Genomic DNA, 22,463 nt, shown 5'->3' on the forward strand with positions numbered 1-22,463 from the left:
GGGCTGGCGCGAGGCGGCGGGCGCATACGGGGAGGAGGGGGCGTACCGCTCGGTGGCGGACATCACCGGGCCCGAGTCGCTCGCCAGGGTGCGGGCGCACAAGCAGGAGATGAAGCGGGCGGCCAAGGCCGCGGCGGCGGGCGGTCCGGGAGGCTCGGGCGCGACCCGGACGGCGAAGGCGGCGAGGGCGACGAGGACCACGGGGAAGCCGACGGCGAAGTGATATCCGGCTTCATCCCCGTCTGTGCCGTGACGGCGCTCGGCTGGGCTGCGGGCCGGTTCAGGACCCTGGGGCCGCACGCGCAACCCGTCCTGGGCCGGTTCGCGTTCACGTTCGCGATGCCCGCGCTGCTGTTCCTGACGCTGTCCACGACCCCGGTGGGCGAGATCGCCGATCCGGGGGTGGCGGCGTTCGCGAGCGGTCTGCTCGCGGTGTTCGGGGCGGGCCTGCTGCTGTCCGGCACGGTCCTCCGTATGCGGCCCGCCGATCGCGCATGGTATTGATCGACTTGGACGTGCACCGGGGGGTGCGGGGCCAGTGGCGGCGGTTCGCGCAGCTTCCCCTCCGCAACCCGGTGATCGCGGCATCGGCGGCGCTGGCGTGAGCCGCGCGCCCCGTCCCGGCAGCGCGACCCGCACAGCACCCGGGCGGTCCCGGGCGGCCCCAGGCGGAGCATCCCGCCGTCCCGCAGAACGCGTCACCGCACCAGGCGGGTCACCGCCCGGAGGGCCGGGGCGCATTCGCGGAGGCGGGTGAGGAGGTCGTCGGCGGCGGCTTCGAGGGCCTCGAAGGGCAGGGGGTCGAGCCGTTCGAGCAGGAAGAGGGCGGACGTCGTGGTCGCGGTGATGCGCGTGCGGACGCACTGGCGGTGGTTCCAGCGGCGGCAGGTGACGCCCCTGTCGTCGCGCCAGACGACCTCGCCGGGCTCCGGGTGCTCGACGGCGGGCGCGCCGTCCGCCACGGTGTCGAACGGCTCGCCGCCCGTCGCGCGCACCAGGCGGGGCGCTCCCTCGTACGCGGCCAGGTCCTCGCCGCCGATGGGCAGGCGGTGGGTGACGGAGACGGCGTTGTAGACGTCGACGAGGAGGTTGACCTCGGGCAGGCCGGCGCCCGCGCGGCGGGTCAGGGCCTCGACGCTGTTGCGCGTGCGGCCGGGCTTGGCACCGAACGCCGTGTACGCCTGCCGCCAGGCCGCGATGTGCGGTTCGGCCGTGACGTCGGCCGGCTCGGCCGCCGTGCCGGCGGCGTCCTTGAGGAGGCCGCGCGACCAGGCGTCGGTCGGGCCCGTCGGCAGCCCGTCCGCCGCGATCACCAGCACGGCGAAGTCGGGCCGGAGGGCGCGTACGGTCTCGTCCACCCGCACGCTTCCGGCCACCGTTCCGAGATCCACCGCCATGCCGAGCCACCTTTCGAGACATGCACCAGTCATTTCAATAGACTCGACGGTAACACTGAATGACCGCCACTCAGAGGCACGCCGGAGGTGCGGAAAGATGAGCGGCATGAGCTCGGACAGCAGCGGCGACGTGGCGGAAGGTGTGCGCGAGGACGACAGGTCCGTGGCGGACGACAGGCCTGCGGTGGACGACAGGCCTGCGGTGGACGACAGGTCCGTGACGGACGACAGGTCCGTGATGGAGGCCGTCGCGGCCCGCGCCCGCGCGCTGCGCAAGGAGCGGGGCTGGAGCCTCGACGCGCTGGCCACCCGCGCGCACGTCAGCAAGGGCATGCTCGTCGCGCTGGAGAACGCCCGCTCCAACCCGAACCTCGCGACCCTGATCCGCCTCTGCGACGCCTTCGGCGTCCCTGTCACCGATCTGCTCCAGCAGCCCGCCGCGCCCCTGCTCCAGCCCACTCCCCCGGGCGATCAGCCCGTCCTGTGGACCGGCCCGGACGGCGGCACCGGCACCCTGGTCACCGGTGCCGCGCAGCCCGCGGGCGGCGAGCTGTGGCACTGGCGGCTCGCGCCCGGCGAGGAGCACCGCAGCGAGGCCCACCTCGCGGGCACGGTCGAACTGCTGCATGTGCGCCGGGGCACCCTGACGGTCACCGTGGGCGGCCAGGAGGCCGTCCTGCCCGCGGGCCACGGGCTGCGCATGGCGGGCGACCGTCCGCACGCGTACGCGAACCGGGGCGCATCGGACGTCGAGTACACCGGCGTCGTCCTCGTGCCACCGAGCATGTCGCCGAACAGCTCACCGAGCGCGTCGCCGAACGCGTTGCCAAACGCGTCGCCGAACAGCTGAGCACCACACGGGCGTCCCGGCGCACCTCGGCGCGCTCCGATGCCCCTGAGTGCCCCCGAGCGCCGATACCGGAGCCCTCATTCCGACGCGTTCGTTCCCGTCCCGCTCCGGTATGCGGCCGATTGTCGCCTTCGCACTCCCGCGCCGTGGCTGCGCCGGGGACCGCTTGCCCGGTAGGCTTTCCGTGTGATCTTCAAGCGCATCGGAAACGGGCGGCCGTACCCCGACCACGGCCGGGAGAGCACCCGGCAGTGGGCGGACGTCGCCCCGCGCCCGGTGCGGCTCGACCAGTTGGTGACCACCAAGCAGCAGCTCGATCTGGAGACGCTGCTCGCCGAGGACTCGACGTTCTACGGCGACCTCTTCGCGCACGTCGTGAAGTGGCGGGGCGATCTCTACCTCGAGGACGGTCTGCACCGCGCCGTGCGCGCCGCACTCCAGCAGCGCCAGGTCCTCCACGCCCGCGTACTCGAACTGGGCTGAGCCGACTGATCAGTCGACAGGCCAACGGCCGGTCGGCGGGCATCGGCGACAGGACTGTTTCCGGCCGTTGTTCGGCCTTTCGGGTTGGGGTGCGGGCAACCCATTGATCATTTAGTAGGCAGCGCGTCACCGTCGCACTACGCTGCGTCCATGAGCATGCTCACCCCTCCCGGCATGGGCGGAAAGTACCGCATCACGGGCCATCGGTTCCCGCACATGCGCCGCCCCAGAAATCGCCGCAGGATCGTGCTCGCCGCCGTCTCCGTCACCGCAGTGTTCGCGCTGGCCGGGTGGGGGACGCTCCAGCTCGTCGATGTCTTCTCCGGCGGGAGCCAGGACACGGCACAGGCGGCACACGGCAAGGGCGGCAAGAACGCCAAGGGCGGGAAGGGCGACTGCAAGGAAGGAGCTGACGCCCCCAAGCCCCTGCCCCGGCCCGACGAGATCACCGTCAACGTCTACAACGCCACTCCGCGCGGCGGGCTCGCCAAGATCACCGCGGACGAGCTCAAGAAGCGCGGCTTCAGGATCGGCAAGGTGGGGAACGCCCCCGAGCTCTACGACAAGAAGGTTTCCAACACCGGGCTGCTGCTCGGCGCGGCGGAGAGCTCCGACGGAGCGCTGAAGGTGCTCGGCACCCAGCTCACGGGCACCGACGTCAGGAACGACCAGCGCTCCGGCCAGGACGTCGACCTGATCCTCGGCGCGGAGTTCAAGGAACTCTCCGCGAAGGACGAGGCCGACAGGACCCTCACCGAGCTGGGGGGCGAACCGGCGTCGTCGGAGGCTCCCCCGCTGGAGCCTTCGGCGAAGCCGTCGTCGCCTCCGGCGAAGGCGGCGCCCGCGGCGCCTGCCGCGCGCTGCTAGGCGATTCGCCGGACGACGGCGACAGGCCGGACGGTTCTTGGCCGTCCGGCCTGTCGTGTGTTCTCGGTCGTTCTCGGTGCGCCTACCGGGGTGCGGCTTGCGCTCCGCGCGCGGCAGCACGTCCGTCGTGGCTGGTCGCGCCCACGCGGCGGAGCCGCATGTCGAAACAGCCCCGCGCCCCTGTCGGGGCGCCCTGTTACGGGACGGTCAGCCCGCCGTGCCGTACATGCGGTCGCCCGCGTCGCCCAGGCCCGGGACGATGTAGCCGTTCTCGTTGAGGCGCTCGTCCACGGAGGCGGTGACCACGGTCACCGGCGCGTCCGCGAGCTCGCGCTCCATGACCTCGACACCCTCGGGGGCGGCTAGCAGGCAGATCGCGGTGACGTCGTCGGCGCCGCGCTCGATCAGCTCGTTGATCGCCGCGACCAGCGTGCCGCCGGTGGCCAGCATCGGGTCCAGGACATACACCTGGCGGCCCGAGAGGTCGTCCGGCATGCGCGTCGCGTACGTCTCCGCCTTGAGGGTCTCCTCGTTGCGGATCATGCCCAGGAAGCCCACCTCGGCGGTCGGCAGCAGCCGGACCATGCCGTCGAGCATGCCGAGACCGGCGCGCAGGATCGGCACCACCAGCGGGCGGGGGTGGGACAGCTTGACGCCGGTGGTCGCCGTGACCGGGGACTCGATCTCCACCGTCTCCGTACGCACGTCGCGCGTGGCCTCGTAGGCGAGCAGGGTGACCAGCTCGTCGGCGAGACGCCGGAAGGTGGGGGAGTCCGTGCGCTTGTCGCGCAGGGTGGTGAGCTTGTGGGCCACCAGGGGGTGGTCGACGACGTGGATCCGCATGACATCGACATTAACCGAGCTTTCGGGCGTCAGCTCCCGCGCGGTCGGCCCCGGCGCCCCCGCTTCGGCCTCCGACAGTCTGTCGCAGCGTTGGCATCAAACCACCGATTAGGGGGAAAGTGGGCACGTACGCCCGGTCTGTCACGCCGGGCGAAGACGACCTCGGCCCGAGGTGGTGCTGCCCATGGCTGACCGCGAGACCCGCGAGAATCCGGACACCACGAAGACGAAGAGCGCCCAGGAGCGGACGGACACCCCGGACGCCCCGGGCTTCCCGGAGCCCCTGGAGAAACGCCCGGAGAGTCGCCCGGGGAACGGATACGAGCACACGGACACCCCGGACGCCCCGGACACCCCGGACGCCCTCGGCCCGCCCGGGCCGGTGCCGGGTTCGGATCCGGAGCCGGAGCCGGAGCCGGATTCGGAGAGCGACGCGGAGCGCCGTCGCAGACGCGCGCAGTTCCTCCGCGAGCTGAACGAGGCGAAGGAGCTGCGCGACCGGGTCCAGCCGCGCCGGGCGCGCGCCGCCCGGATGCGTCAGCAAATGCGTATGCGGACCTTCCGCTGGTGACGCCGACGGCCCCGAGGACCGCGCCCCGGCCACCCCGGGGCGCCACCCGGCGGGCCGTCCCGATCCCTGATGGAGCACACGTGAGGGACATCTCTTCGGACTGCTGCACGACGCAGCGCGGAAGACCTCTCGCAACGGCCGGGTTTCTGCCACGATTCCGAGTGGACGGGGTGGTCCCCGTCCGGCCCGGCACCGCCTATGACCAGTGGGAGAGTCACGGTGTACTTCGCCGCACTGCTCGCGCGCACCGAAGACGGGTGGCAAGCGAGCGACACAGAACTCGACAACGTGGAAACCCTGTCCGACCTCGCCGACCTGGCCCGTGAGTCCTCGGTCGACGACGACACGGTTCTGGTGCTCATCGAGCAGGAGGACGCCTGGTTCGGTGTCGTCCGGGTGGACGGCGAGGACGACCCCCGGGTCTTCCTCTCCAACGCCGCCGCCGCCAGCCGCAGCTCGTACGGCGCGATGCTCGCCGACGAGCTGCTCGGGCGGGACGGCACGGAGGGCAGCCTGGACAGCCTCCCGGACCTCGACGGCACGGAGGACGGCGAGCCCGAGGCGGAGGAGGACGACGAGACGGAGGCGGTGGCCGCCGAGCCGGTGCCGTCCGGTCCGCTGGGCGACTCGCTGCTCCTCGCGGACCTCGGCGTGAGCGAGAAGGAGCTGTTGGCCTTCGACGGCGACGCGCTGGGCGGGATCGCGGACGCTCTCGGCTGCACCGACATGCTGGAGGCCGTCCGCTGACGGCACGCCGGACGGGGTCCCGCACACTGGTGTGATGAACGAAGCCGTCACCGGGCGCCGGCCCGATCACCGGCCCGGTCCCGTGTCCGATGTGCCCGAGGCGTCGGAGGCGTCCGGGGCGTCCGCCTCCGGGCACGATCCCGTACGGGACCCGTGGCACGCCCCGATGCGGGCCGCGCTGGCGGAGGCCGCGCTGGCGACCGGCACCGGTGACGTTCCGGTCGGTGCCGTCGTGCTGGCTCCGGACGGCTCGGTCATCGGCCGCGGCCGCAACGAGCGCGAGGCCACCGGTGACCCGACCGGCCACGCCGAGGTGCTCGCCATCCGCGACGCCGCGCGGGCCGTCGGCGAGTGGCGGCTGAGCGGCTGCACCCTCGTCGTGACCCTGGAGCCGTGCACGATGTGCGCGGGCGCGATCGTGCTCTCCCGCCTCGACCGCGTCGTCTACGGCGCGGCCGACGAGAAGGCCGGCGCGGCGGGCTCCCTCTGGGACGTCGTCCGCGACCGCCGCCTCAACCACCGCCCCGAGGTGATCGAGGGCGTCCTGGCCGACGACTGCGCCGCCCTCCTCACCGACTTCTTCCGCGCCCGCTGATCCCGCTCCCGCCGAAGACGGGGGACCGGGAGGGCCAGGAGGGCCGGATTTCAGAGCACGGCCCTCCATCCGCTAAACTTCCTCTCGGTAGCGTGTCCGAGCGGCCGAAGGAGCTCGCCTCGAAAGCGAGTGTGGCGCAAGTCACCGAGGGTTCAAATCCCTCCGCTACCGCTCAAGGGAAACCGCCTCTGACCTGCAAAAACAGGCCCGGGGCGGTTTTTCGTTACCCTCTTCGTCCACACGATGTCCGCACGGGGCCACCTTTTACGATCTTCGCTATGGCATCCATCAAGTCCCGAGCACGTGCCAATGGTGAGCTAAGTCACACAGTCGTCTGGCGGGTAGGGGGTGCCCGCGCCGCCCCCTCGCAGAGCGAGACCTTCTCTGACATTGACTCAGCAAAGGCGTTCCGTGACCTGGTCAACGATCACGGACAGCAATGGCCGCCCGGCTGGGTGAAGGGGACGGGCTTCGTCCAGGAGCCCGAGCCCGAGGTCGTCGAGGAGGAGCTATTCGAGATCTACGCGCTCCAGTACGTCGACCGTCTCACCGGCGTGCAGGCCGGAACGCGGTCCAACTACCGGAAGATGCTCGAACGACACATCGTCCCCTGGTTCAAGGATCTGTCGGTTCGCCAGGGCCCTGGTGGAATTGGACGGGACGAAGTCCGGGACTGGGTTAACGACCTTGAACAGGGCAGACCCGGCACTCACCACCCGCCGGGCACCAAGCGGCGGGCCTTCGCGCCCAAGACGATCAGGAATCTGCACGGCCTGCTCTACGGCATCCTCCAGTCTGCGGTGACCGCAGAGCCTCCGCTACGGTCGACGAATCCCTGCCTCCACACACGCCTGCCCGAGGACAACAGCACCGAGGACGAGCAAGTCTTCCTGGAGCGGGAGGAGTACGCCCTCATCCGCTCCCACATGCATGCCGACTCCGTAGACCTGATCGACGCCCTCGCGGGCACTGGACTGCGGTGGAGCGAGATAGCCGCCCTCCAACCACGGGATCTGAGCCTCCATGGTGCTCGTCCCACGCTGCGGGTCCAACGCGCCTGGAAGCGCGTTGACGGCGGCAAGGAGATAGGCCCTCCGAAAACGAAGAAGAGCCGACGAACCATGGTGCTGTCGCCCTACTTGGTCGCGCTCTTCAAACGCAGGTGCCGCGACAAGGACCCCAAAGACTACGTCTTCACGGCTCCCGAGGGCGGCCCTTGGGACTCCGGGGGGTTCTACCACGCGCGCTGGAAGCTAGCTCTGACCGCCGCAGCCAAAGAGGGGCTGACGAAGCGTCCGCGAATCCACGACCTCCGGCACTCGCATGCTTCCTGGCTGATCGCGGCCAAGGTCCCCTTGCCCGCGATTCAGAAGCGACTGGGCCACGAGTCGATCACCACAACTGTTGACCGGTACGGCCATCTGTTGGCGGAGCTGGACGATGAGATCATCACCGCTATCGAATGGAGCATGAACCCAGCAGCATCGCTCGCCGACCTCCAGAAGGAGGCATCGCTCGCCGCCTGAGCACGGGCCCCAAGGGTGCCGCCTCGGGCCGCGACGCTGGCCCCCGCCCGAAGCTGCTAGGGCCTGTCCGGTGAGTCGCCAACGATGTTCGGCATCAGAGTTCACGCTGAGGCCGTCTTCTGCCTCTTACCTACGAGGACCCACCTACGGAAGGGAATACCGTGAGCGACGAGGACGAGGCCGTGATGCGCTGGCTGGGCGAGAGGTACCAGGGTCTGCTGGGCGAGTTGGTCGCGGTCCTTGATGTCGAGGCCGGCTTGGCGTCCATCGTGGGTGACTCACCGGACAGCCCTTAACATGTTTGGCCCTCCCCGGCGTGCGGGGAGGGCCAAACATGTTCATCAAGCCGTGGGACTGGGGTTTCGGCCGCCCGCAGTCGCGGCGAGACTAATCAGCCGGGCCGCTCTGCTGACGGCCTCTACATGATCCGAGACGTCGTCGGAGCCTTCGCCCACAGGCCGCAGCCACAGGACAACTCCGAGGGCCGTGTTGCCCCAGAGAGCAGGAACAGCAACCGAGTCCCATCCGGGGAGGCATTCCTGGCGCCCGATGGCGTAGCCCTGCTTCCGGATCTCCTTGATGCTCGCCAGCAGCTCTTCGTTGTCCATGGCTCCGGGGCCGGCGGTCTCGGGTATGGGCTCCGCGAGGGCGATCTCTCGGATGGGCTCCGGCACGTATGCGAGCAGGGTTCGGCCCGAAGCGCCGGTTCGCAGGGAACAACCGACCGTGAACATATCGAATGCGGTCATACCGAAATCGGCAGGGTTGTAGTCGCCTTTGGCGTAGTCGGTCGCGACGCGACGCGCGCCGACCGGGGCCAGGGAGTAGAAGACCACGATGCCCCCCAGATCCTCCTGGAGGTCCAGGAGGATCTGGTGCTGATCCAGGTGCTCGGTCACACCGGCCATGGCGAGCAGCCCGGCTTGGATGGCGTCGCTCCCCAGCCGGTACTTCCCATGGCCGAGTCGCTCGACGTACCCGTCGGCGACGCAAGACTGAAGGATTCGGTGACACACCGACGGGTCGAAACCTGTCGCTTCGGCAATCGCCTGGAGGGTCTGAACATCCCCTGGGAGCTCGTGACACACCCTCAGAACGCGCATGACGCGATCAGCATGACTGGTTCCTCGACGTTCCTGTGCCACGGTGTGATTCCTCGCGCAGTGCTTGACTTGGTACCCGTCGTTGACGGGTCCTTAACGCTAAGGGATCACTTCGATCATTCAGAAATTTCGGGTTACTTCATCATTGAACAAGGCTCGTAGCCCAACACCGCTGGGCTTTCATGCCTCTTGTGTCTATGAGTCAGAGACTCGGGTCGAGCGCGGTCTTCCCAACCGTGCGCCGAGCGGCCAGGTCTTCATGCGCCCGAGCCACCTCGGCAAGCGGGTAGACGTCGACCTTCGGAATCCGGATCTCCGACGATCGGATGGCGGCAAACAAGTCCTCGGCAGCCCCCTTCAGCGCGTTTCGCTGACCGTAGAGAAGGGGGAGCCAAAACCCCTGAACCGCCTTACCAGTTGCCATCAGATCCCGCGTACTAACAGGGGTCTCGACTCCACTGACGCCGCCATAGACGACCATGCGCCCGAAGGGCCTGAGGGCATCCATGGTGGCGCGGAGAGTCGCGCCACCAGTCATCTCAAGGGCGGCATCCGCGGCGCCGTCGACCGCGTCCTTCAGGTCATCGGCGAGGGTCGTGGACGTGCTGTCGACCGTGACGTCCGCGCCCAGATCACGCGCAAGTGCGCGCTTGCTTTCAGTCCCAGCTAGGGCGACAACGCGGGCGTCGACGCGCTTGGCCAGCTGGACAGCGAGCGAACCAACACCGCCCGCGGCGGCGGGGATGATGACCGTTTCCCCTGGCTGTAGGCGCAGCACCGTGTGCAGCAGGTGCCATGCACTCTGCCCTTGAAGGGTCAGCGCCAGGGCCGTAGCGTCATCGATGTCGTCCGGGATGGGCATGGTCGTGAGCCGTCGCGCCTGGGCGACCTCGGCATACCCTCCACCTGCCGTGAGTGCCGCGACCCGCTCCCCCGTGTCCGCGATGCGTCCGACGACCTCGTTGCCGGGGATGTACGGCAGCGGCACGCCTGCCAGGTAGCTGTTGTCCCGCACGTGCAGATCCGCGAAGTTCACCCCCGCCAACGAGACCTCGATTCGCCGATGACCATGACGCAGCTCGGGCTCCCGAACGTCCCCCACTGCGAGGACCTCCGGCTCTCCGTAGCTCTCCATCACAACGGCTCGCATACGCACCTCCACAGGTTTCCAAGGCAGTCAAAATGCCAAATTGCGTCACGCGCAATTTGGCGTTTTGCGCCACGCGCAATTTCACCGCCACAAACAGGCGGCGCGACCACGCAAAGCTATCTCACCTTGACTATTGGTGCTCAGCGCACATACATTTCAAACGCTCCGAGATCCGGGCGCGAGGCCTGACCGGCCTCCCAGGGAACACGGAGCACCCCAGCAATGGCCGAGCCGCCACAGCGGCTTGCCATTGTCGACAGGGGCATGCCAATCGGGGGGCAGGCTTCACCTGTCGCGTCTATTCGTACGACGCGACAGGTTCAGGGTGGGAGTATTTGTGATCGCGCGGTTAATCAGGGGGTCTGGCGACGCTTGGCGTCGAACCCCGCGCGCCACCGCTTCTCGGTGACCTCGGCAGCCTTGACCAGAAGGTCGAGCGGCACGCCGTAGAGGTCGGCCAAGACGGCAGGCCAGTTGTCCCTCACGCGACCGGTGCCCATCTCCATCTCGGAGACGTCGGAGGCTTGCACGCCAAGATGCTCGGCGACGTCCTCCTGGCGGAGGCCGGCGCGCGTCCGCAGGACGACGAGGTCGGCGTCGGGCGCAAGAGGCAGCAGCATTCGGGAGCGCGGGACTCGAAGCTCCGCGACCAGCATGGCGAACAGTCGCGTGCTGGGGGCGCCCTTACCCCTGACCCAGCGGCCGACGGTGTTCACCGTCACGCCGATGGCCTTCGCCACGTCGGCCTGGGTGAGACCTCGCTCCTCGTAGGCGGCCCGGAAAGCGGCTGGGCTGAAGTCTTGGACGCTCTTCACGCCGCCAGTATCCCAGCAGCCCTTCCGTGCGCTGGTCAGCGAGTAGAGTCAAGAGAAGAAAATGATGGGTCGGAAATGATGGTATAGTGATCATGCGATCCGGGCGGGGCTCTCGTCCGGGGAATCGCGATCGGGCCGCCCTGAGGCGCCCGGAAAACGCGTTCGGCTCACCGGTGGGAGCGGCAACTCCATACCAATGAGCCGAACTCAGCAAACACGTGCACCCCGCACTGGCGTAGGAAACCTCGGGGGTGCACACAGGTCGTGACGACGAAGCAGCGCCTTGTTGTCACCGTATGCAGGCATGGCAAAACCACGCCTGCGCAAGGAGTGATTGTCTCATGAGACACCACCCCGCAGGTACCCCTACTGCGGACGCATCCACCGCCAGCAACCCTGATCTCCAGGGGCTCACCGCTATTTTGCGGCTGATTACGAATGGCGAGGATGCCAATACGCTGCTCCGTCGGCTCGCCACTCTCCACGTGGATTACACCGAGGCCGCGCGGCGTCTGAACATTCCGGAGAAGTGGCTGCGGGAGCGGATCAGCTCACTCCCACATCGGAAGATGGGAAAGTTCGTCGGTTTTGCCGACGAGGACCTCAGGGCGATTTCTGAGATGTATGCCGTACGGCCTGATCTCAACGCGAAGCCCATCGCTACCGGCCAGATCTCCACGGCCGCAACGCTGACGCCGTCCCGGCGCTCCCGCTCGCGTTCACGCAGCTGATTCCTATCAGGACCAGCGCGCGTTCATAGGCACGCCTTTCTCCATCTTCCAGGGGAACTCTCAGTGGTAAACCACATCATCTTCGAGGACCTCCCTCGGTCCACACGCACAATATCGACCTCCAGCTTTCGGCACACTGAAGCGGCAATACAGCTCAAGGCGAACCCTAATTCATGGGCACGCATCCAAGAGCGAGAGAAGCGCGGGGATGCCGCTACGGCGGCTTATCAGATACGGAAGGGCATTCTGGCCGCATTCCGACCGGCCGGATATTTCGAGGCTCAGTCGAAGACCGTGGACGGCCGGTTTTTCGTCTACGCACGCTATGTCGGCCCCGCCGCGGAACTTCTGGGCAAGTCGCCTGGTGGTATCTGATGACATCGGACATGAGCCGCCTGGTAAAGACTGCGCTCAACGGAGACTGGGCGCCTCTGCTCGAAGCAGCGGCCAACATGCCCGGGAAACACTGGGCAGAGGACGCTCGCTGCGCGGATAAAAAGATCGGCGCTTTCTTCCCTCACACAGACGTACCGTGGGCTGACCCCGATCAGGTTCGCCGCAGTCAGGGAATCGCGCTCAACCGTCCATTGAATCTCTGCGCAGCATGCCCCTTGGCCACAGCCGCACGCTGTCTTGTCGAGTCCCTACGTCACGGCGATGAGTACGGAATTCGGGGCGGTCTTCTCGCCTCCGAGCGCCAGAACTTGCTCAGGTCCTGGAACAACCGTATCGACGCTGAGTCGGTCGCTGCTGTGCTCCGCGGCGTGCCGACGGTCCTGGGCACACGGGAGCGAGAAGAGGTCATCTCGCGCTTCGCCGCCGATCCGACCATGGACGCCAACCGCGTGGCACGCGGGCTCGGCATACCCACCAAGTACTTGCGGCAGCTCACCCGTGAGTACCAGCAGCGGCGCAGGCCGGCGGCTTCCTCCTCTGCCCCAAGCTCACCTTTGCTGAGTGCTGCCTGAGCTGCACCCGGACCGGGTAATTCTAATCTTCCTTGCGTTCCCACGGGAGTTTTCCCATGCCCGAACACACTCACCTCCCTATATTTTCGAAGCGACTCGAAGAGCACATTCGAGAACTAGCCCCTTCAGCCACGCTGATTCGGGTCTTCCCGAGGCAAGCAGGCATCACTTATTTCTACGCGAGCGACTACTGCCGGATCTCGGTGCAGCGCGAGGCCGAAAACGAAGCAGCACGTCTGATACGCAGCTGGTTCTCACACGCTGCGGACTGGCGGCGGGCTCATGACTTCCATATCCCCACGGGGGGACTCTATCGAACCCCGGAACCGTTCCAGCGAGGCTACATCCCCGAAGACGACCAGTCGTTCGGGATGACCCCTCACCGGCACATCACGACGGCTATGGATGGCATGCGATGAGCGAGAACGTCATTGAACTGGTCTGGAACTCCTCGCGTTCAAAACGGGGCTCACGACTCGTCATGCTCGCACTGGCGCGTAGATCCGATGAGACAGGCAAAGCCGTGCTTTCCCTGGAAGAAATAGCCGAGTTGACGCGACTCTCCTCTCGCGCTGTTTCCACGTGTCTCGGCGAACTGACAGCCCTTCGCGAGCTGACCTACAGGCGCGGAGTCGGCCGCAGCAATCCAAACTGCTACTACATCCAACTCGCTGCCTTGGGTGGCGCTTCCCAGCCCGCTGATCCGACAAGCGAGGAAACCGGAAGCAACTTCCCGGAACCTACCTCCGAAAGTGAGAAGTCTGAGGCGGAAAACAGGAAGTCTCTGCCCGAGAAACAGGAAGTTCCTTCCTCTCCTGCACCTGGTGTTAATACTCCCTACGGGAGTATTAACACCAGCCAAGCTAGCTCGCCTGGTGACAGGACGACGAAACAGCGGACTGGGGTGACGGACGTTCCTGCTGGCGCTCGGGAGGTCGTCAACGCCATGACGGTCACCGGAATGGTTGTGGGCTGGCGGCTCACAGGCGACGAGTGGGACCGGGTAACAGCCTTGTCGGAACGGTGGGGCCCGGAGCGGCTGGTGGAGGTCATCGCGCGGCGGTGGGACCCGGCCCGGCCGCCGCAGTCCGCCCGCTACCTGCTCCGCATCTGGGATGACCTCCCCACGGGTACCCCCGCGGAGGCCTTGAAGGGCAACGTCGTTCCGCTTCGCCGTGAGCCCGCCTGGAAACCGTTCCGCAACCCGGTCAAGACCAGCGCCAGTGCCTACCAGAACGGATTCTGACCATGGTTGAGCTCCAACGCGCTGGCGACAACCGGTCCATGCGCGCCATCGAACGAATCCTTGCTCTCAAAGGAATCTCCTTCGACGACAAACCCGCCGACAGGGGGCCGCAGCCCGGTGACCGAAACTGGCACCACGGTGCACGTGTCGAATACGCAATGAAGCGCTGGGAAGCCGCTACGCCGCCTCGTTTCCTCAGCGCAGAGGCGACGCTCCCGGAGGTTGGGGACTGGGCAGACCGGGCACTCACCGACCCCTCGTCGGCCGGTGCCTTGCTCCTCACCGGCTCGACGGGAACGGGGAAGACCTATCAGGCGTACGGCGCCCTGAGACGAATCGCCGAGGGCGGGCCTGACCGTTTCGCGCTGGTAGCCATGAACTCGGCTGACATGTACGGACGCCTCCGGCCGTCACAGGTCATGGGTGCCTCGGAGGATGAACTGCGGCGCTTGTCCCGGGTGCCGTACCTCATGCTCGATGACCTCGGGTCCTCCAAGTCGTCTGAGTGGATCGAGGAAGTCACGTACCGGCTGTTCAACTATCGCTACAACCACTGCTTGCCGACGATCATCACCAGCAACCTTCCCGCCCGCGATGAGGACGGCCCCGACCTCACCGACTTCGTAGGTGACCGGGTCGCCAGTCGGCTTGCAGAGATGGTCACAGCGCTTGTCCCGATGATCGGAGACGACCGGCGCCGAAGCCGGGGGGCCGCGTGATGTCAGTCCTTTCTGCACCGCCTCCGCTGGTGTCCGCCCGCCTGCCCCTCCTTGCCGTCCCGATGCCCCCAGCCCGGCCAGCGCCGCCGGGCCGCTTCTCCAGCTCCTCGGAAGGACCCGTCCTCTGATGTCACACCCGATCATGGTCGCTGCGGCCAAGAAGCTCGTGCACGAAGAGGAACGGCGAACCACTGCTCGGGAGGTTGCTTTCCGCACCTGGGGGGCCCGCTCAGTCACTGCGGCGTCGAAGTACGCCCGTAACGTCCTGGGCGCCGAAGCCGTCACACTGGCATGGGAAGCCCTTGGTGTCCTGGGGCTAGATGATCTACTTCAGGCCGTCGTGCCCCTGGACACCGTTGCCGGGCAACACCTGGAGCTCTACTACAGCGGTGACAGCACGGGGACGGAACGGCTCGCCCTGCGCCGGTCATGCATTACCTGCCCGACTCAGTACGTGGACGACGTCACCTCGCTCGAACAGTTCGGGAGGCTGCTGTCTCAGACAGCGGCCTGGCAATCCATCAACCCGAGGAACGGCGGTGGCCCGGCATGAGCAACAAGCGCAAACCCGCTCCAGCGGCCCCCAACGAAGTGCGCCGGATGTCTGGCTGGGATCACACTGCGATCCTCCTGCTCGGCGCGGCCGGCTTCGCGTTCTCCTACGACTCGCTACGTCAGGTCGCTATCGCGATCCACGCGAAGCCGTCCCTGAGCTGGCTCTTTCCCGTCTTCATTGATGGATTCATCGCGTACGGCGTCCGCGCGCTCGTCCTGCTCCGCCACAGTGACTTCAGGGCTCGCTTGTACGCCTGGACTCTCTTCTTCGCGGCCACCGGATCGAGTCTGTGGGCCAACGCCTTGCACGCAATCACGCTCAACCGCAGTCCGCAGTCCGGCACGTCCCCGCTGCACCTCGCAGACTGGGTTGTCGGCGTGCTTTCGATGCTCGCACCGTTGGCACTCGCAGGCTCCGTCCACCTCTACATCATCATGGCGAGGACGGCGGAATCGTCTGTCCCGGACGGAGCGGACGACGATCCGGGACCGGTCCGGGACGGCGTACATCCTGAGTCCCCGGACGTCGCCTCGGCTCGCCTCAGGGGCAACTGCGACACCGGTAGTCCCGCCCCTGGGAAGGCTGTGGTCCCCCGGCCTGAGCAAGGTTTGACGGCCCCGGACGGAGGGCGAGACCTGACTCCTTCCCCGGACCAAGCCCCAACTTGGCAGCCGAACGGCTGGTGGTGGCGCCTGCTCTCAGCGCTTCGGTGGGGCCGTCGGCGTCCGATGGTGACCGTCCCCGATCCGTCCGCAGCGGACGAGCACGCACAGGACTCTGCGGACCGACCGCAGAACAGGCTGGACAACACGGCACCAGCCGAAACGCACCCTGGCGACGCGGAGAGCGCGCCGTCCGCGGGGCGGGACCACGGGGAAGACGTCCCTGGCGAATGGCCCGGACCGACCGGTCCGGAGAGCGAACCTTCGCAGGACGACGAGGCGACGACCCCCACATCAACAGGCGGCGATCTCCCCACCCAAGACGTCCCGGTCCGCGCCCCAGAGCAGAAGGAGGGCCCTGTCCGGGACGGGGACGAATTGCCCGAGGACCGGGAAGTCGTCGACGTGTGGATGAAGGATCTGGTGCCCCTCGCGCGGGAGGCTTGCCGTCAGGCCGGACGGATCAGTCGTGACGTGATCAAGGACGCCGTCCGAGCACAGCAGCCGATCAGCAACGACCGGCTTGGCGAGCTGCTCGCGGTGCTACGCGCGGAAGAGCAACAAGACCGAACGCCAGCTCCCGCCGGTAAATCCAGCGCTCTGTGGTGACCTCATCCCGTAAGTGACGTCTTCACGGCTCGCCGTGGCAGGCCCTTCTGCTGCGGCGAGCCGTGAAGCCCCGTGATCAGGAGAAGACGACGGTGAGACGACGCCCGCTGAACACAGCACATACAGCCGCTCAGCACGATGCAGAGCATGCAGCGGTCCAGCTCGAACTGCACCTTCGGGCGGGCGGCGCGCTGGTGGCGGTACCCGCCCCGGGCCTGGCACTCGACGCTGGCGAAACGGCATACGCGGACGTGGTGTGCACGTCGGCCCGGTACTACCCAGTCGAGGTGGTCTATCCACAGGCTCCCGCAGGGTACTTCGAGGATCACCCCACCTTCGGACGCCGCTGGGTTTCCAATGATCGTCTCGCCGACCGTCGGCGTCATGAGGCGGAGAGAGAGGCTCAGGCCCGCTGGCGCGATCAGGCACAGTCACGTGTGGTGCTCACCTCGAACGGTCTTCGCATCAGCCCCGCTGGGGCGCCCACTTGGCAGCCGTTCGATCACGCTCTCTTGACCAGCGTCAGGCTCACCGGTCACGGCTTGGTGCTGTCGTACAGCGTCTGTGCCCCGCTCCTGCTGTCCGGCCCGGCTGCCCCCTGGCTGTCAGCAGCGATCCGGTACCTCGCACCCGCGATTCCTGCCTTCTGGGACACCGGAATATAGGAAGTCAATTCCGGAAGAAACTTCCCTCTTTGCTTCCTATGTGATTTCTTCCCGGGCCCCTGTCACGATTTCTGCACGGCCAACGCCCTAGGCACTGTTGGCCGTGCAGTTCCGTATACCCATGAATTGTTGTTCCCTGAGAGGGGGTTGTGCCTTGGCGGCTGGGACAGAGGCTGGAAGCACACGCCTCGATCGTTCGGGCTTACCCGGGGCGTCGAGGCGGAGGCTTGACCCTCACGTGAAGCCCCTGCTCTTCGCCGCTGAAGGCACGCCGCGAACCCGCAGCCGCACAACGCCCCCGGCCGACACCGGTGACAACCCGCAGGAGTAGCCCTCCCGCTCCCCGCGAAGGGGTGATTCGGCCTTCCCTCCTGGAGCCGTCACCCAACCACTCACTTGTCCCCGCACCAAGGTTCTGCCTCTTCATGCCCCACAACACCCGCTTTGTTCAACTATCCACCGCAATAGGCTCTGTAGCCTCTCTGGCGGTCCTGGCGTCCGGATGCTCCAGCTCGCCGCCGTCGGGCGAACCCGCTTCAACGGACGTGCGCCCCGGTCCTGTCTCCGCAGGCATCACCGCCTCGGAGGAGCCTTCCATGGGTCCGTCCAGCGACTCCCCAAGCCGTGCCGTCCCTGCTGACGTGGAATCGACAGCTCGGGCCTTTGCCACTGCTTACGCCCAGCACGACGCCACCGACGGCGGTGACCAGTCGTACACCGACGCGGGCGCTCGCGCCGCGAAGCTCGCCAGCGGTGAGCTGGTGGAGGTCCTGGCGCAGAAGCGGCCTGGCCAGGACGCGCCGTGGGCAAGCCTCCGGTCCGAGCAAGCCAAGCAGACCGTGAAGGTCGCCTCCGTCGCGGTTCCGGACGGCGCCCCCGCCGTGACGGCGTCCTCCGCGCTCGTGCGTGTCAGCTACGCCCTCACCACGACTCCGAGGTCCGGGGCTGAGCGGCAGAGCCGCGAGCAGATCGCCCTCCACTTGGAGCGCACCGCGGACGACTGGCGAGTGGTCGCGCTGCCGTGGGCTTGAGGGAGCCGTCATGAAGAAAGCCGTACAGATTGCCGTCGGCCTGATCGCGGGCCTGGCCGTCGGAGGCACCATGCTGCTGACAACCTTTGGCGCCGCGAACAGCGCCAATGCCAAGGACACAGGGTTCGGGGGTGGCATCGCTACCGATGCCCCGGTTCCTGACTGGCTCCGCACGCTCATCAACAAGCATGCCGGTAAATGCCCCCAGGTCACTGCCTCGATTCTCGCCGCGCAGCTATATACCGAAAGTAATTTCAACGCGCACGCGAGGTCACCGGTCGGCGCTCTAGGTATCGCTCAGTTCATGCCCGACACATGGGCCGCATACGGGATGGACGGCGACGGCGACGGGGTTAAGGATGTTTTCAACCCTGCTGACGCCGTCGCAGCTCAGGCGAATTATGACTGCATAGTCGCCAAGGAAGTCAAAGATGTGCCCGGGGATTCCACCGACAATATGCTTGCCGCCTATAACGCAGGTGGAGGCGCCGTGATCAAGTACGGAGGAATCCCGCCGTACGCTGAAACACGTGATTACGTGAAAAGTATTCGCGAACTAGCAAGGAAATGGACCGATGCACTGACCCCGCTGCCTGCTGGCAAGGGGGCTGCTCGGGCCATCGCCGCAGCGAAGACCGCTCTGGGGACTTGGTACCAGTGGGGCGGCGACTGCGTAGCGCCCTACACCGGCCAAAACGGGTGCGACTGCTCCTCGCTTACCAAGATGGCCTGGGCGTCAAGCGGGGTCAACTTGCCGAGGACAACCTACGAGCAGGTGCATTCCGGCACCGCCGTTCAGAGCGTTTCCCAACTCCAGCCTGGGGACCTGCTCTTCAGCGTCCCTGGTGGCGCTGGCCCTGAACACGTGGGCATGTACATCGGCAACGGGCAGGTCATCGACGCCCCGCGCACCGGGTCTCAGGTACGAATTAAGCCGCTCAGCTATTGGACCCCACAAATAATCGCGATGCGCCACGTCGGATAAGCGCTTGCGCCGAACTGGTTACGCCTCACTGCACGAAGGAACCGCTATGCACAACTTGCTTTCTGCTGCCGCGTCCGCGAGCACACCGCTGGCGGCAGGCGCCGATGTGATCTCCGGCGTGACGCCCGACTGGGGCCCTTTTGGAAAGATGGGTGGAACAGCGGTCACATTGCTGGGGGTTCTTGCTGCTTTCGCATTGGTAGCTGGAGCAGCCTGCTTCTTTATGGGCCTGACGAAGAGCCGCGGCTGGTTTGGTGATACCCAATCCAGCTTGGAAAGCTCACGCGGCAAGGGAATGATGATCGGCGGCCTCGCGATCGTTTTCCTTGTCGCGAGTTTCGGAACGATCTTCGTGACTGTTTATGGCATGGGGGTCTAGCCCATGGGGCTTCGCAACCGTCAGCAGCGGAACCTCCGCCCACCCCGCTACGGCTCACCATCCAACGAGAGTAAGTCGAAGCGAGGCACCGCGCCGAAGCTCTGGGGCATCGCAGCCGGGACAGTCGCGGCAGTCACCGTTGCCGGTCTGTCCCTGAGCGTCATCAACAACAGCAACTCGGGGGCCTCCGGCGCCTCTAAGCCGACTGCGCGGCCTTCGGCATCGACCGACAGCCGCGGGAGCGTCGACGGCGGTGTGCCCGTGGGCTTTCCGCATACCGAGTCCGGCGCCAGGGCGGCAGCTGCGTCGTTCGCGACAGTCACAGGAAGCTCGGCGGTCCTGACTGACAAGATGGCCCGGCACCGGGCCATCTCGATCATGTCGACTGAGGTCACAGCGTCCGCCCTTGCAGAAGAAGCCGACCGCGCGGCTGGTCAGGCACTGATCGAACTGCGCGGTGACACCAAGCGGTTGATCCGCAAGCAGGCAATCGCCCGTACCGGCGTGCTGTCTGCTCAGACCGTGGGCTTCGATTTCCACAAGGCCACTGTCCGTCTGTGGACAACCGCAGTGCGCGGAAACACCGCTGGGCATATGCCACCGAAGGCATCATTTCAGACAATGACCGTGAACCTCGTCTGGGAGCACAACGACTGGAAAGTGGCGGGGAACTCGTCCGCGAAGGGACCGATAGCGCCGATCGACGTTCGGCAGGCGACCAACGCGGTCGCCGACTTCTCGCCCTACGTACCGACCGGCGCCGACGACCCGGTCTACACCGGCGCCCTGGGCGCAAACGGCTTCCCTGCTCCCTACGCGCACAACGAGCAGGGGGCGCGTGGCGCAGCAACGAGCTCCGTCATGCTCTTCGGCGATCCGCGTTTCTTCGTCGACGCGAGATGGCGGCACGCGATGCTGGGCGCGACGGTCGCGCCGAGCGCCCTGGGCTCGATCACGTCGGACAGCGATTCGACTGCACGCCTAGTCACAGAGAATCGCGGCTTGGGCGACGACGGTAAGACGCCTGACGGCGATCCGGTCGTCACGAGGACGGCCGTGCTCGGCTCCCGTTTCCTGTCCTACTCGGACCAGGCTGCCAGCGTCGAGGTGTGGACCGCATCGGTCGGCGGCATCGCTGGATCGGACGAGACCCAGCGCCCTCAGGTCGCTTATCTGCGGATGGTGGTCGATCTGACTTGGGTGGAGGGGACTTGGCGGGCGACGTCCGTAAGGCCGTCGGAGCCCCTGGTGCCTGCCCCACCCACGGGTGAGCAGGCGGCGCCGGCCAGCGGCTTCGCGGACGCGGGAGGAGTGGACAATGCGCCTGCGCTTGCGTGAGGACGCCCCTGGCCTCCTGACCGTCGAATACGCCGGGCTCGGCACCTGGGGCCGACGCCTCCTTGTTCTGGGCTGGGTCAACGCGGTGATCGGCTTCCTCCTGGTCCCGTCCGCGGCGGCGAAGTCGTGGTTCTGCTACATCCCGTTGGTTTGCGAGGCCAAGGCCGCAGTCGACTTCGCCACGGACCCACTGGGCTTCCTGCTGCAGAAGCTGACAGAGGCAAACATCTGGTTCCTGCAACGCATGCTGGAGCTGATCCAGAACACAACCAAAGTCGACCTGGGGAGCGAGGGTTTCCTTAAGCAGTACGCCCTCGTCTTCGCCGCGAGCAGCTTCATCACGGCCGGGCTCTGGTTCATCGCCTGCATCAAGCGGGCCGTGCGCGGTGTGCCGATAACCGAGGCGGTCGGGGAGGCGATCGGCTTCCTGTTGCTTCAGTTCTTCGTGACGGCACTGACGCCGGGCGCCATCGCCCTCCTTATGACGGCGATCGACGAGGTGACGGCCGTCTTCGAGCCGTACGCGACCAACAACTTCAAGCCCTACCTGGAGAACACCCTCAAAACCCTGGCCGCCAAGCCAGAAGACGGAGTGGGCCAGCTGCTCGTCGTCAACCTGATCATGCTGTGCGGGGCCTTGCTGATGTGGGTGGAACTGCTCATCCGCAGCGCGGCGATCTACGTCGCCGTCGCGCTCGGTCCGGTCGTCACAGCGGGCCTCGTCGACCGCGACCTTTGGGGCAAGAGCAAGAAGTGGATCGGCGCGGTCTTCGCCATCGGACTGACCAAACCCGTCCTGTTCGCTCTGCTCGGACTGGGCGGCGCGATCCTGAGCGACTCGACTGGTTCCATGTCGGATGCAGTCTCCAAGACCCTGGTCGGAGCTCTGATCTTGCTTCTGGCGGTCTTCGCCAGCGCCACCCTCTACCGATGGGTTCCGGCATTCGGCGACGAGATGGCACAGCTGCACCACGACCGTAAGACGGCGCAGTCCTCCGGTCCGGCTGCCGCGGTGGACGGCCCGGCTCAGCACGCCAACCGCGCGCTCGGCCAGCACATACAGGACTCGCTAGTCGGAGGTGGCAAGCAGGCCGCCCCTGCGCCCGGTCGTAAGGCAGCCACCAGCTCCACAGTTGGCCAACCCGGGACAGCGAGCGCCAAGGATGTCCCCACGGGAGTTGGCACTGGCGAGACCGCTGCAACGCCAGATCCGATTGGCATCGGTGTCGGGGTGGCGAAGGCCGGACTTGATGCCGTTGAGAACCGTGCGGCGCAGACCCCGGCCACGCAGAGCAATGGCTCTGCCCACGGCGGACCTGATCAGGAAAGCGCCGTGGACGATGTCCCAGCCTCGGCGCGAGCCCACGGCGGAGCAACCAATCCGATCATCAGCGCTGACACGGCGGCTGCCGCCCGATCCGGTAGCGGAGCGAGCGCACCGCATCAGTCCGGCGGGGGCGCGGCATCATCCGATGCCCCGGCCTCGTCGCGCAGCCAGGGCGGGTCAGCACCGGTCATCGCCCAGCCCACAGCGTCCGAGACCCCGGCGCCCTCTCCACCCACGGCTCCAACGCCGCCTGCCCTCTCACGCCCTGCCCCCCCGGCCCCGGCCGCATCCCCAAGTCCT

General features: G+C 67.1%; 25 protein-coding genes, 1 tRNA gene and 1 pseudogene. 22 read left to right on the plus strand and 5 right to left on the minus strand.

What is annotated here, in order from left to right:
- Positions 1-223, plus strand: a pseudogene (locus K6I34_RS08690) (Fe-S cluster assembly protein HesB); the annotation flags it as partial.
- The gene (locus K6I34_RS08695) at positions 220-504 is read left to right on the plus strand and encodes an AEC family transporter (RefSeq protein WP_374230855.1); all 285 of its coding nucleotides are present in this window, start codon (positions 220-222) and stop codon (positions 502-504) included. The pseudogene K6I34_RS08690 and the gene K6I34_RS08695, both read left to right, overlap by 4 nt.
- A 194-nt stretch (positions 505-698) precedes the next feature.
- On the opposite strand, the gene K6I34_RS08700 is transcribed toward K6I34_RS08695, so the two are convergent.
- Positions 699-1,397: a B3/4 domain-containing protein gene (locus tag K6I34_RS08700; protein WP_229323885.1), complete on the minus strand. Its 699-nt coding sequence runs from the start codon at positions 1,395-1,397 to the stop codon at positions 699-701.
- Between the two features lie 97 nt (positions 1,398-1,494).
- On the opposite strand from K6I34_RS08700, the gene K6I34_RS08705 reads away from it, so the two are divergent.
- The 3 genes from K6I34_RS08705 to K6I34_RS08715 all read left to right on the plus strand — a co-directional run bounded on the left by K6I34_RS08705 (position 1,495) and on the right by K6I34_RS08715 (position 3,597).
- Positions 1,495-2,247 (plus strand): helix-turn-helix domain-containing protein, encoded by a 753-nt coding sequence (locus K6I34_RS08705; protein WP_229323887.1) that lies wholly within the window; start codon positions 1,495-1,497, stop codon positions 2,245-2,247.
- A 186-nt stretch (positions 2,248-2,433) separates the two neighbouring features.
- On the plus strand, positions 2,434-2,730 hold the full coding sequence (locus K6I34_RS08710) for a type II toxin-antitoxin system VapB family antitoxin (RefSeq protein WP_121803346.1): 297 nt from the start codon (positions 2,434-2,436) through the stop codon (positions 2,728-2,730).
- Between the two features lie 150 nt (positions 2,731-2,880).
- Positions 2,881-3,597, plus strand: a complete 717-nt coding sequence (locus K6I34_RS08715; protein ID WP_229323889.1) for a LytR C-terminal domain-containing protein — start codon at positions 2,881-2,883, stop codon at positions 3,595-3,597.
- Between the two features lie 207 nt (positions 3,598-3,804).
- Here the strand turns inward: K6I34_RS08715 and upp are convergent, their stop codons facing one another.
- Entirely contained in the window at positions 3,805-4,440 is a 636-nt protein-coding gene (gene upp, locus K6I34_RS08720; protein ID WP_229323891.1) for a uracil phosphoribosyltransferase, read from the minus strand.
- A gap of 382 nt (positions 4,441-4,822) precedes the next feature.
- On the opposite strand from upp, the gene K6I34_RS38595 reads away from it, so the two are divergent.
- The 6 genes from K6I34_RS38595 (at position 4,823) to K6I34_RS38230 (ending at position 8,175) form a co-directional block, all read left to right on the plus strand.
- Complete coding sequence (locus tag K6I34_RS38595) at positions 4,823-5,011, plus strand: hypothetical protein (protein WP_229323925.1); 189 nt, start codon at positions 4,823-4,825, stop codon at positions 5,009-5,011.
- 219 nt (positions 5,012-5,230) lie between these two features.
- Positions 5,231-5,758 carry a hypothetical protein gene (locus K6I34_RS08730; RefSeq protein WP_229323894.1) on the plus strand — a complete coding sequence of 176 codons (528 nt, stop codon included), beginning with the start codon at positions 5,231-5,233 and terminating at the stop codon, positions 5,756-5,758.
- 166 nt (positions 5,759-5,924) lie between these two features.
- Complete coding sequence (tadA, locus tag K6I34_RS08735; RefSeq protein WP_229323927.1) at positions 5,925-6,353, plus strand: tRNA adenosine(34) deaminase TadA; 429 nt, start codon at positions 5,925-5,927, stop codon at positions 6,351-6,353.
- A gap of 86 nt (positions 6,354-6,439) precedes the next feature.
- Positions 6,440-6,524: transfer RNA gene (locus K6I34_RS08740), tRNA-Ser, on the plus strand.
- A 107-nt stretch (positions 6,525-6,631) separates the two neighbouring features.
- The gene (locus tag K6I34_RS08745) at positions 6,632-7,879 is read left to right on the plus strand and encodes a site-specific integrase (RefSeq protein ID WP_229323896.1); all 1,248 of its coding nucleotides are present in this window, start codon (positions 6,632-6,634) and stop codon (positions 7,877-7,879) included.
- 161 nt (positions 7,880-8,040) lie between these two features.
- The gene (locus tag K6I34_RS38230; RefSeq protein WP_275127013.1) at positions 8,041-8,175 is read left to right on the plus strand and encodes a hypothetical protein; all 135 of its coding nucleotides are present in this window, start codon (positions 8,041-8,043) and stop codon (positions 8,173-8,175) included.
- Positions 8,176-8,220: 45 nt separating this feature from the next.
- Here the strand turns inward: K6I34_RS38230 and K6I34_RS08750 are convergent, their stop codons facing one another.
- The 3 genes from K6I34_RS08750 to K6I34_RS08760 form a co-directional block, all read right to left on the minus strand.
- Entirely contained in the window at positions 8,221-9,024 is an 804-nt protein-coding gene (locus tag K6I34_RS08750) for an IclR family transcriptional regulator C-terminal domain-containing protein (RefSeq protein WP_229323898.1), read from the minus strand.
- Positions 9,025-9,184: 160 nt separating this feature from the next.
- On the minus strand, positions 9,185-10,132 hold the full coding sequence (locus K6I34_RS08755; protein ID WP_229323899.1) for a zinc-binding dehydrogenase: 948 nt from the start codon (positions 10,130-10,132) through the stop codon (positions 9,185-9,187).
- 353 nt (positions 10,133-10,485) lie between these two features.
- Positions 10,486-10,947, minus strand: coding sequence for a helix-turn-helix transcriptional regulator (locus K6I34_RS08760; protein ID WP_229323901.1), 462 nt, complete (start codon positions 10,945-10,947; stop codon positions 10,486-10,488).
- Positions 10,948-11,288: 341 nt separating this feature from the next.
- Between K6I34_RS08760 and K6I34_RS08765 the strand changes: the two genes are divergently transcribed.
- The 11 genes from K6I34_RS08765 to K6I34_RS08815 form a co-directional block, all read left to right on the plus strand.
- Positions 11,289-11,678 carry a hypothetical protein gene (locus tag K6I34_RS08765; protein WP_229323903.1) on the plus strand — a complete coding sequence of 130 codons (390 nt, stop codon included), beginning with the start codon at positions 11,289-11,291 and terminating at the stop codon, positions 11,676-11,678.
- Between the two features lie 386 nt (positions 11,679-12,064).
- A complete protein-coding gene (locus tag K6I34_RS08770) occupies positions 12,065-12,646 on the plus strand; it encodes a WhiB family transcriptional regulator (RefSeq protein WP_229323905.1) in 582 nt (193 codons plus the stop codon).
- A 415-nt stretch (positions 12,647-13,061) separates the two neighbouring features.
- On the plus strand, positions 13,062-13,892 hold the full coding sequence (locus K6I34_RS08775; protein WP_229323907.1) for a hypothetical protein: 831 nt from the start codon (positions 13,062-13,064) through the stop codon (positions 13,890-13,892).
- A 38-nt stretch (positions 13,893-13,930) separates the two neighbouring features.
- Complete coding sequence (locus K6I34_RS08780) at positions 13,931-14,611, plus strand: ATP-binding protein (RefSeq protein WP_229323909.1); 681 nt, start codon at positions 13,931-13,933, stop codon at positions 14,609-14,611.
- Positions 14,612-14,738: 127 nt separating this feature from the next.
- Positions 14,739-15,164: a DUF6195 family protein gene (locus tag K6I34_RS08785; RefSeq protein ID WP_229323911.1), complete on the plus strand. Its 426-nt coding sequence runs from the start codon at positions 14,739-14,741 to the stop codon at positions 15,162-15,164.
- Positions 15,161-16,438 carry a DUF2637 domain-containing protein gene (locus K6I34_RS08790; RefSeq protein WP_229323913.1) on the plus strand — a complete coding sequence of 426 codons (1,278 nt, stop codon included), beginning with the start codon at positions 15,161-15,163 and terminating at the stop codon, positions 16,436-16,438. Before K6I34_RS08785 ends, K6I34_RS08790 begins: the two co-directional genes overlap by 4 nt.
- A gap of 1,306 nt (positions 16,439-17,744) precedes the next feature.
- Complete coding sequence (locus K6I34_RS08795) at positions 17,745-18,134, plus strand: hypothetical protein (RefSeq protein WP_229323915.1); 390 nt, start codon at positions 17,745-17,747, stop codon at positions 18,132-18,134.
- Positions 18,135-18,144: 10 nt separating this feature from the next.
- Positions 18,145-19,119, plus strand: coding sequence for a bifunctional lytic transglycosylase/C40 family peptidase (locus tag K6I34_RS08800; RefSeq protein WP_229323917.1), 975 nt, complete (start codon positions 18,145-18,147; stop codon positions 19,117-19,119).
- Between the two features lie 46 nt (positions 19,120-19,165).
- On the plus strand, positions 19,166-19,498 hold the full coding sequence (locus K6I34_RS08805) for a hypothetical protein (protein ID WP_229323919.1): 333 nt from the start codon (positions 19,166-19,168) through the stop codon (positions 19,496-19,498).
- Positions 19,499-19,501: 3 nt separating this feature from the next.
- Positions 19,502-20,836 (plus strand): hypothetical protein, encoded by a 1,335-nt coding sequence (locus K6I34_RS08810; protein WP_229323921.1) that lies wholly within the window; start codon positions 19,502-19,504, stop codon positions 20,834-20,836.
- On the plus strand, positions 20,817-22,463 hold a 1,647-nt coding region (locus K6I34_RS08815), incomplete at its 3' end, for a hypothetical protein (protein WP_229323923.1). The genes K6I34_RS08810 and K6I34_RS08815, both read left to right, overlap by 20 nt.

The sequence above is a fragment of the Streptomyces sp. UNOC14_S4 genome (assembly GCF_020740835.1).
In the GTDB taxonomy this organism is placed as follows: Bacteria; Actinomycetota; Actinomycetes; order Streptomycetales; family Streptomycetaceae; genus Streptomyces.

Coding starts and splice junctions, on each gene's coding strand:
- K6I34_RS08700 (WP_229323885.1), bottom strand. CDS start 1,397: ATGGCGGTGGATCTCGGAACGGTGGCCGGAAGCGTGCGGGTGGACGAG.
- K6I34_RS08705 (WP_229323887.1), top strand. CDS start 1,495: ATGAGCGGCATGAGCTCGGACAGCAGCGGCGACGTGGCGGAAGGTGTG.
- K6I34_RS08715 (WP_229323889.1), top strand. CDS start 2,881: ATGAGCATGCTCACCCCTCCCGGCATGGGCGGAAAGTACCGCATCACG.
- upp (WP_229323891.1), bottom strand. CDS start 4,440: ATGCGGATCCACGTCGTCGACCACCCCCTGGTGGCCCACAAGCTCACC.
- tadA (WP_229323927.1), top strand. CDS start 5,925: ATGCGGGCCGCGCTGGCGGAGGCCGCGCTGGCGACCGGCACCGGTGAC.
- K6I34_RS08745 (WP_229323896.1), top strand. CDS start 6,632: ATGGCATCCATCAAGTCCCGAGCACGTGCCAATGGTGAGCTAAGTCAC.
- K6I34_RS08755 (WP_229323899.1), bottom strand. CDS start 10,132: ATGCGAGCCGTTGTGATGGAGAGCTACGGAGAGCCGGAGGTCCTCGCA.
- K6I34_RS08765 (WP_229323903.1), top strand. CDS start 11,289: ATGAGACACCACCCCGCAGGTACCCCTACTGCGGACGCATCCACCGCC.
- K6I34_RS08770 (WP_229323905.1), top strand. CDS start 12,065: ATGAGCCGCCTGGTAAAGACTGCGCTCAACGGAGACTGGGCGCCTCTG.
- K6I34_RS08775 (WP_229323907.1), top strand. CDS start 13,062: ATGAGCGAGAACGTCATTGAACTGGTCTGGAACTCCTCGCGTTCAAAA.
- K6I34_RS08780 (WP_229323909.1), top strand. CDS start 13,931: ATGCGCGCCATCGAACGAATCCTTGCTCTCAAAGGAATCTCCTTCGAC.
- K6I34_RS08785 (WP_229323911.1), top strand. CDS start 14,739: ATGTCACACCCGATCATGGTCGCTGCGGCCAAGAAGCTCGTGCACGAA.
- K6I34_RS08790 (WP_229323913.1), top strand. CDS start 15,161: ATGAGCAACAAGCGCAAACCCGCTCCAGCGGCCCCCAACGAAGTGCGC.
- K6I34_RS08800 (WP_229323917.1), top strand. CDS start 18,145: ATGAAGAAAGCCGTACAGATTGCCGTCGGCCTGATCGCGGGCCTGGCC.
- K6I34_RS08805 (WP_229323919.1), top strand. CDS start 19,166: ATGCACAACTTGCTTTCTGCTGCCGCGTCCGCGAGCACACCGCTGGCG.
- K6I34_RS08810 (WP_229323921.1), top strand. CDS start 19,502: ATGGGGCTTCGCAACCGTCAGCAGCGGAACCTCCGCCCACCCCGCTAC.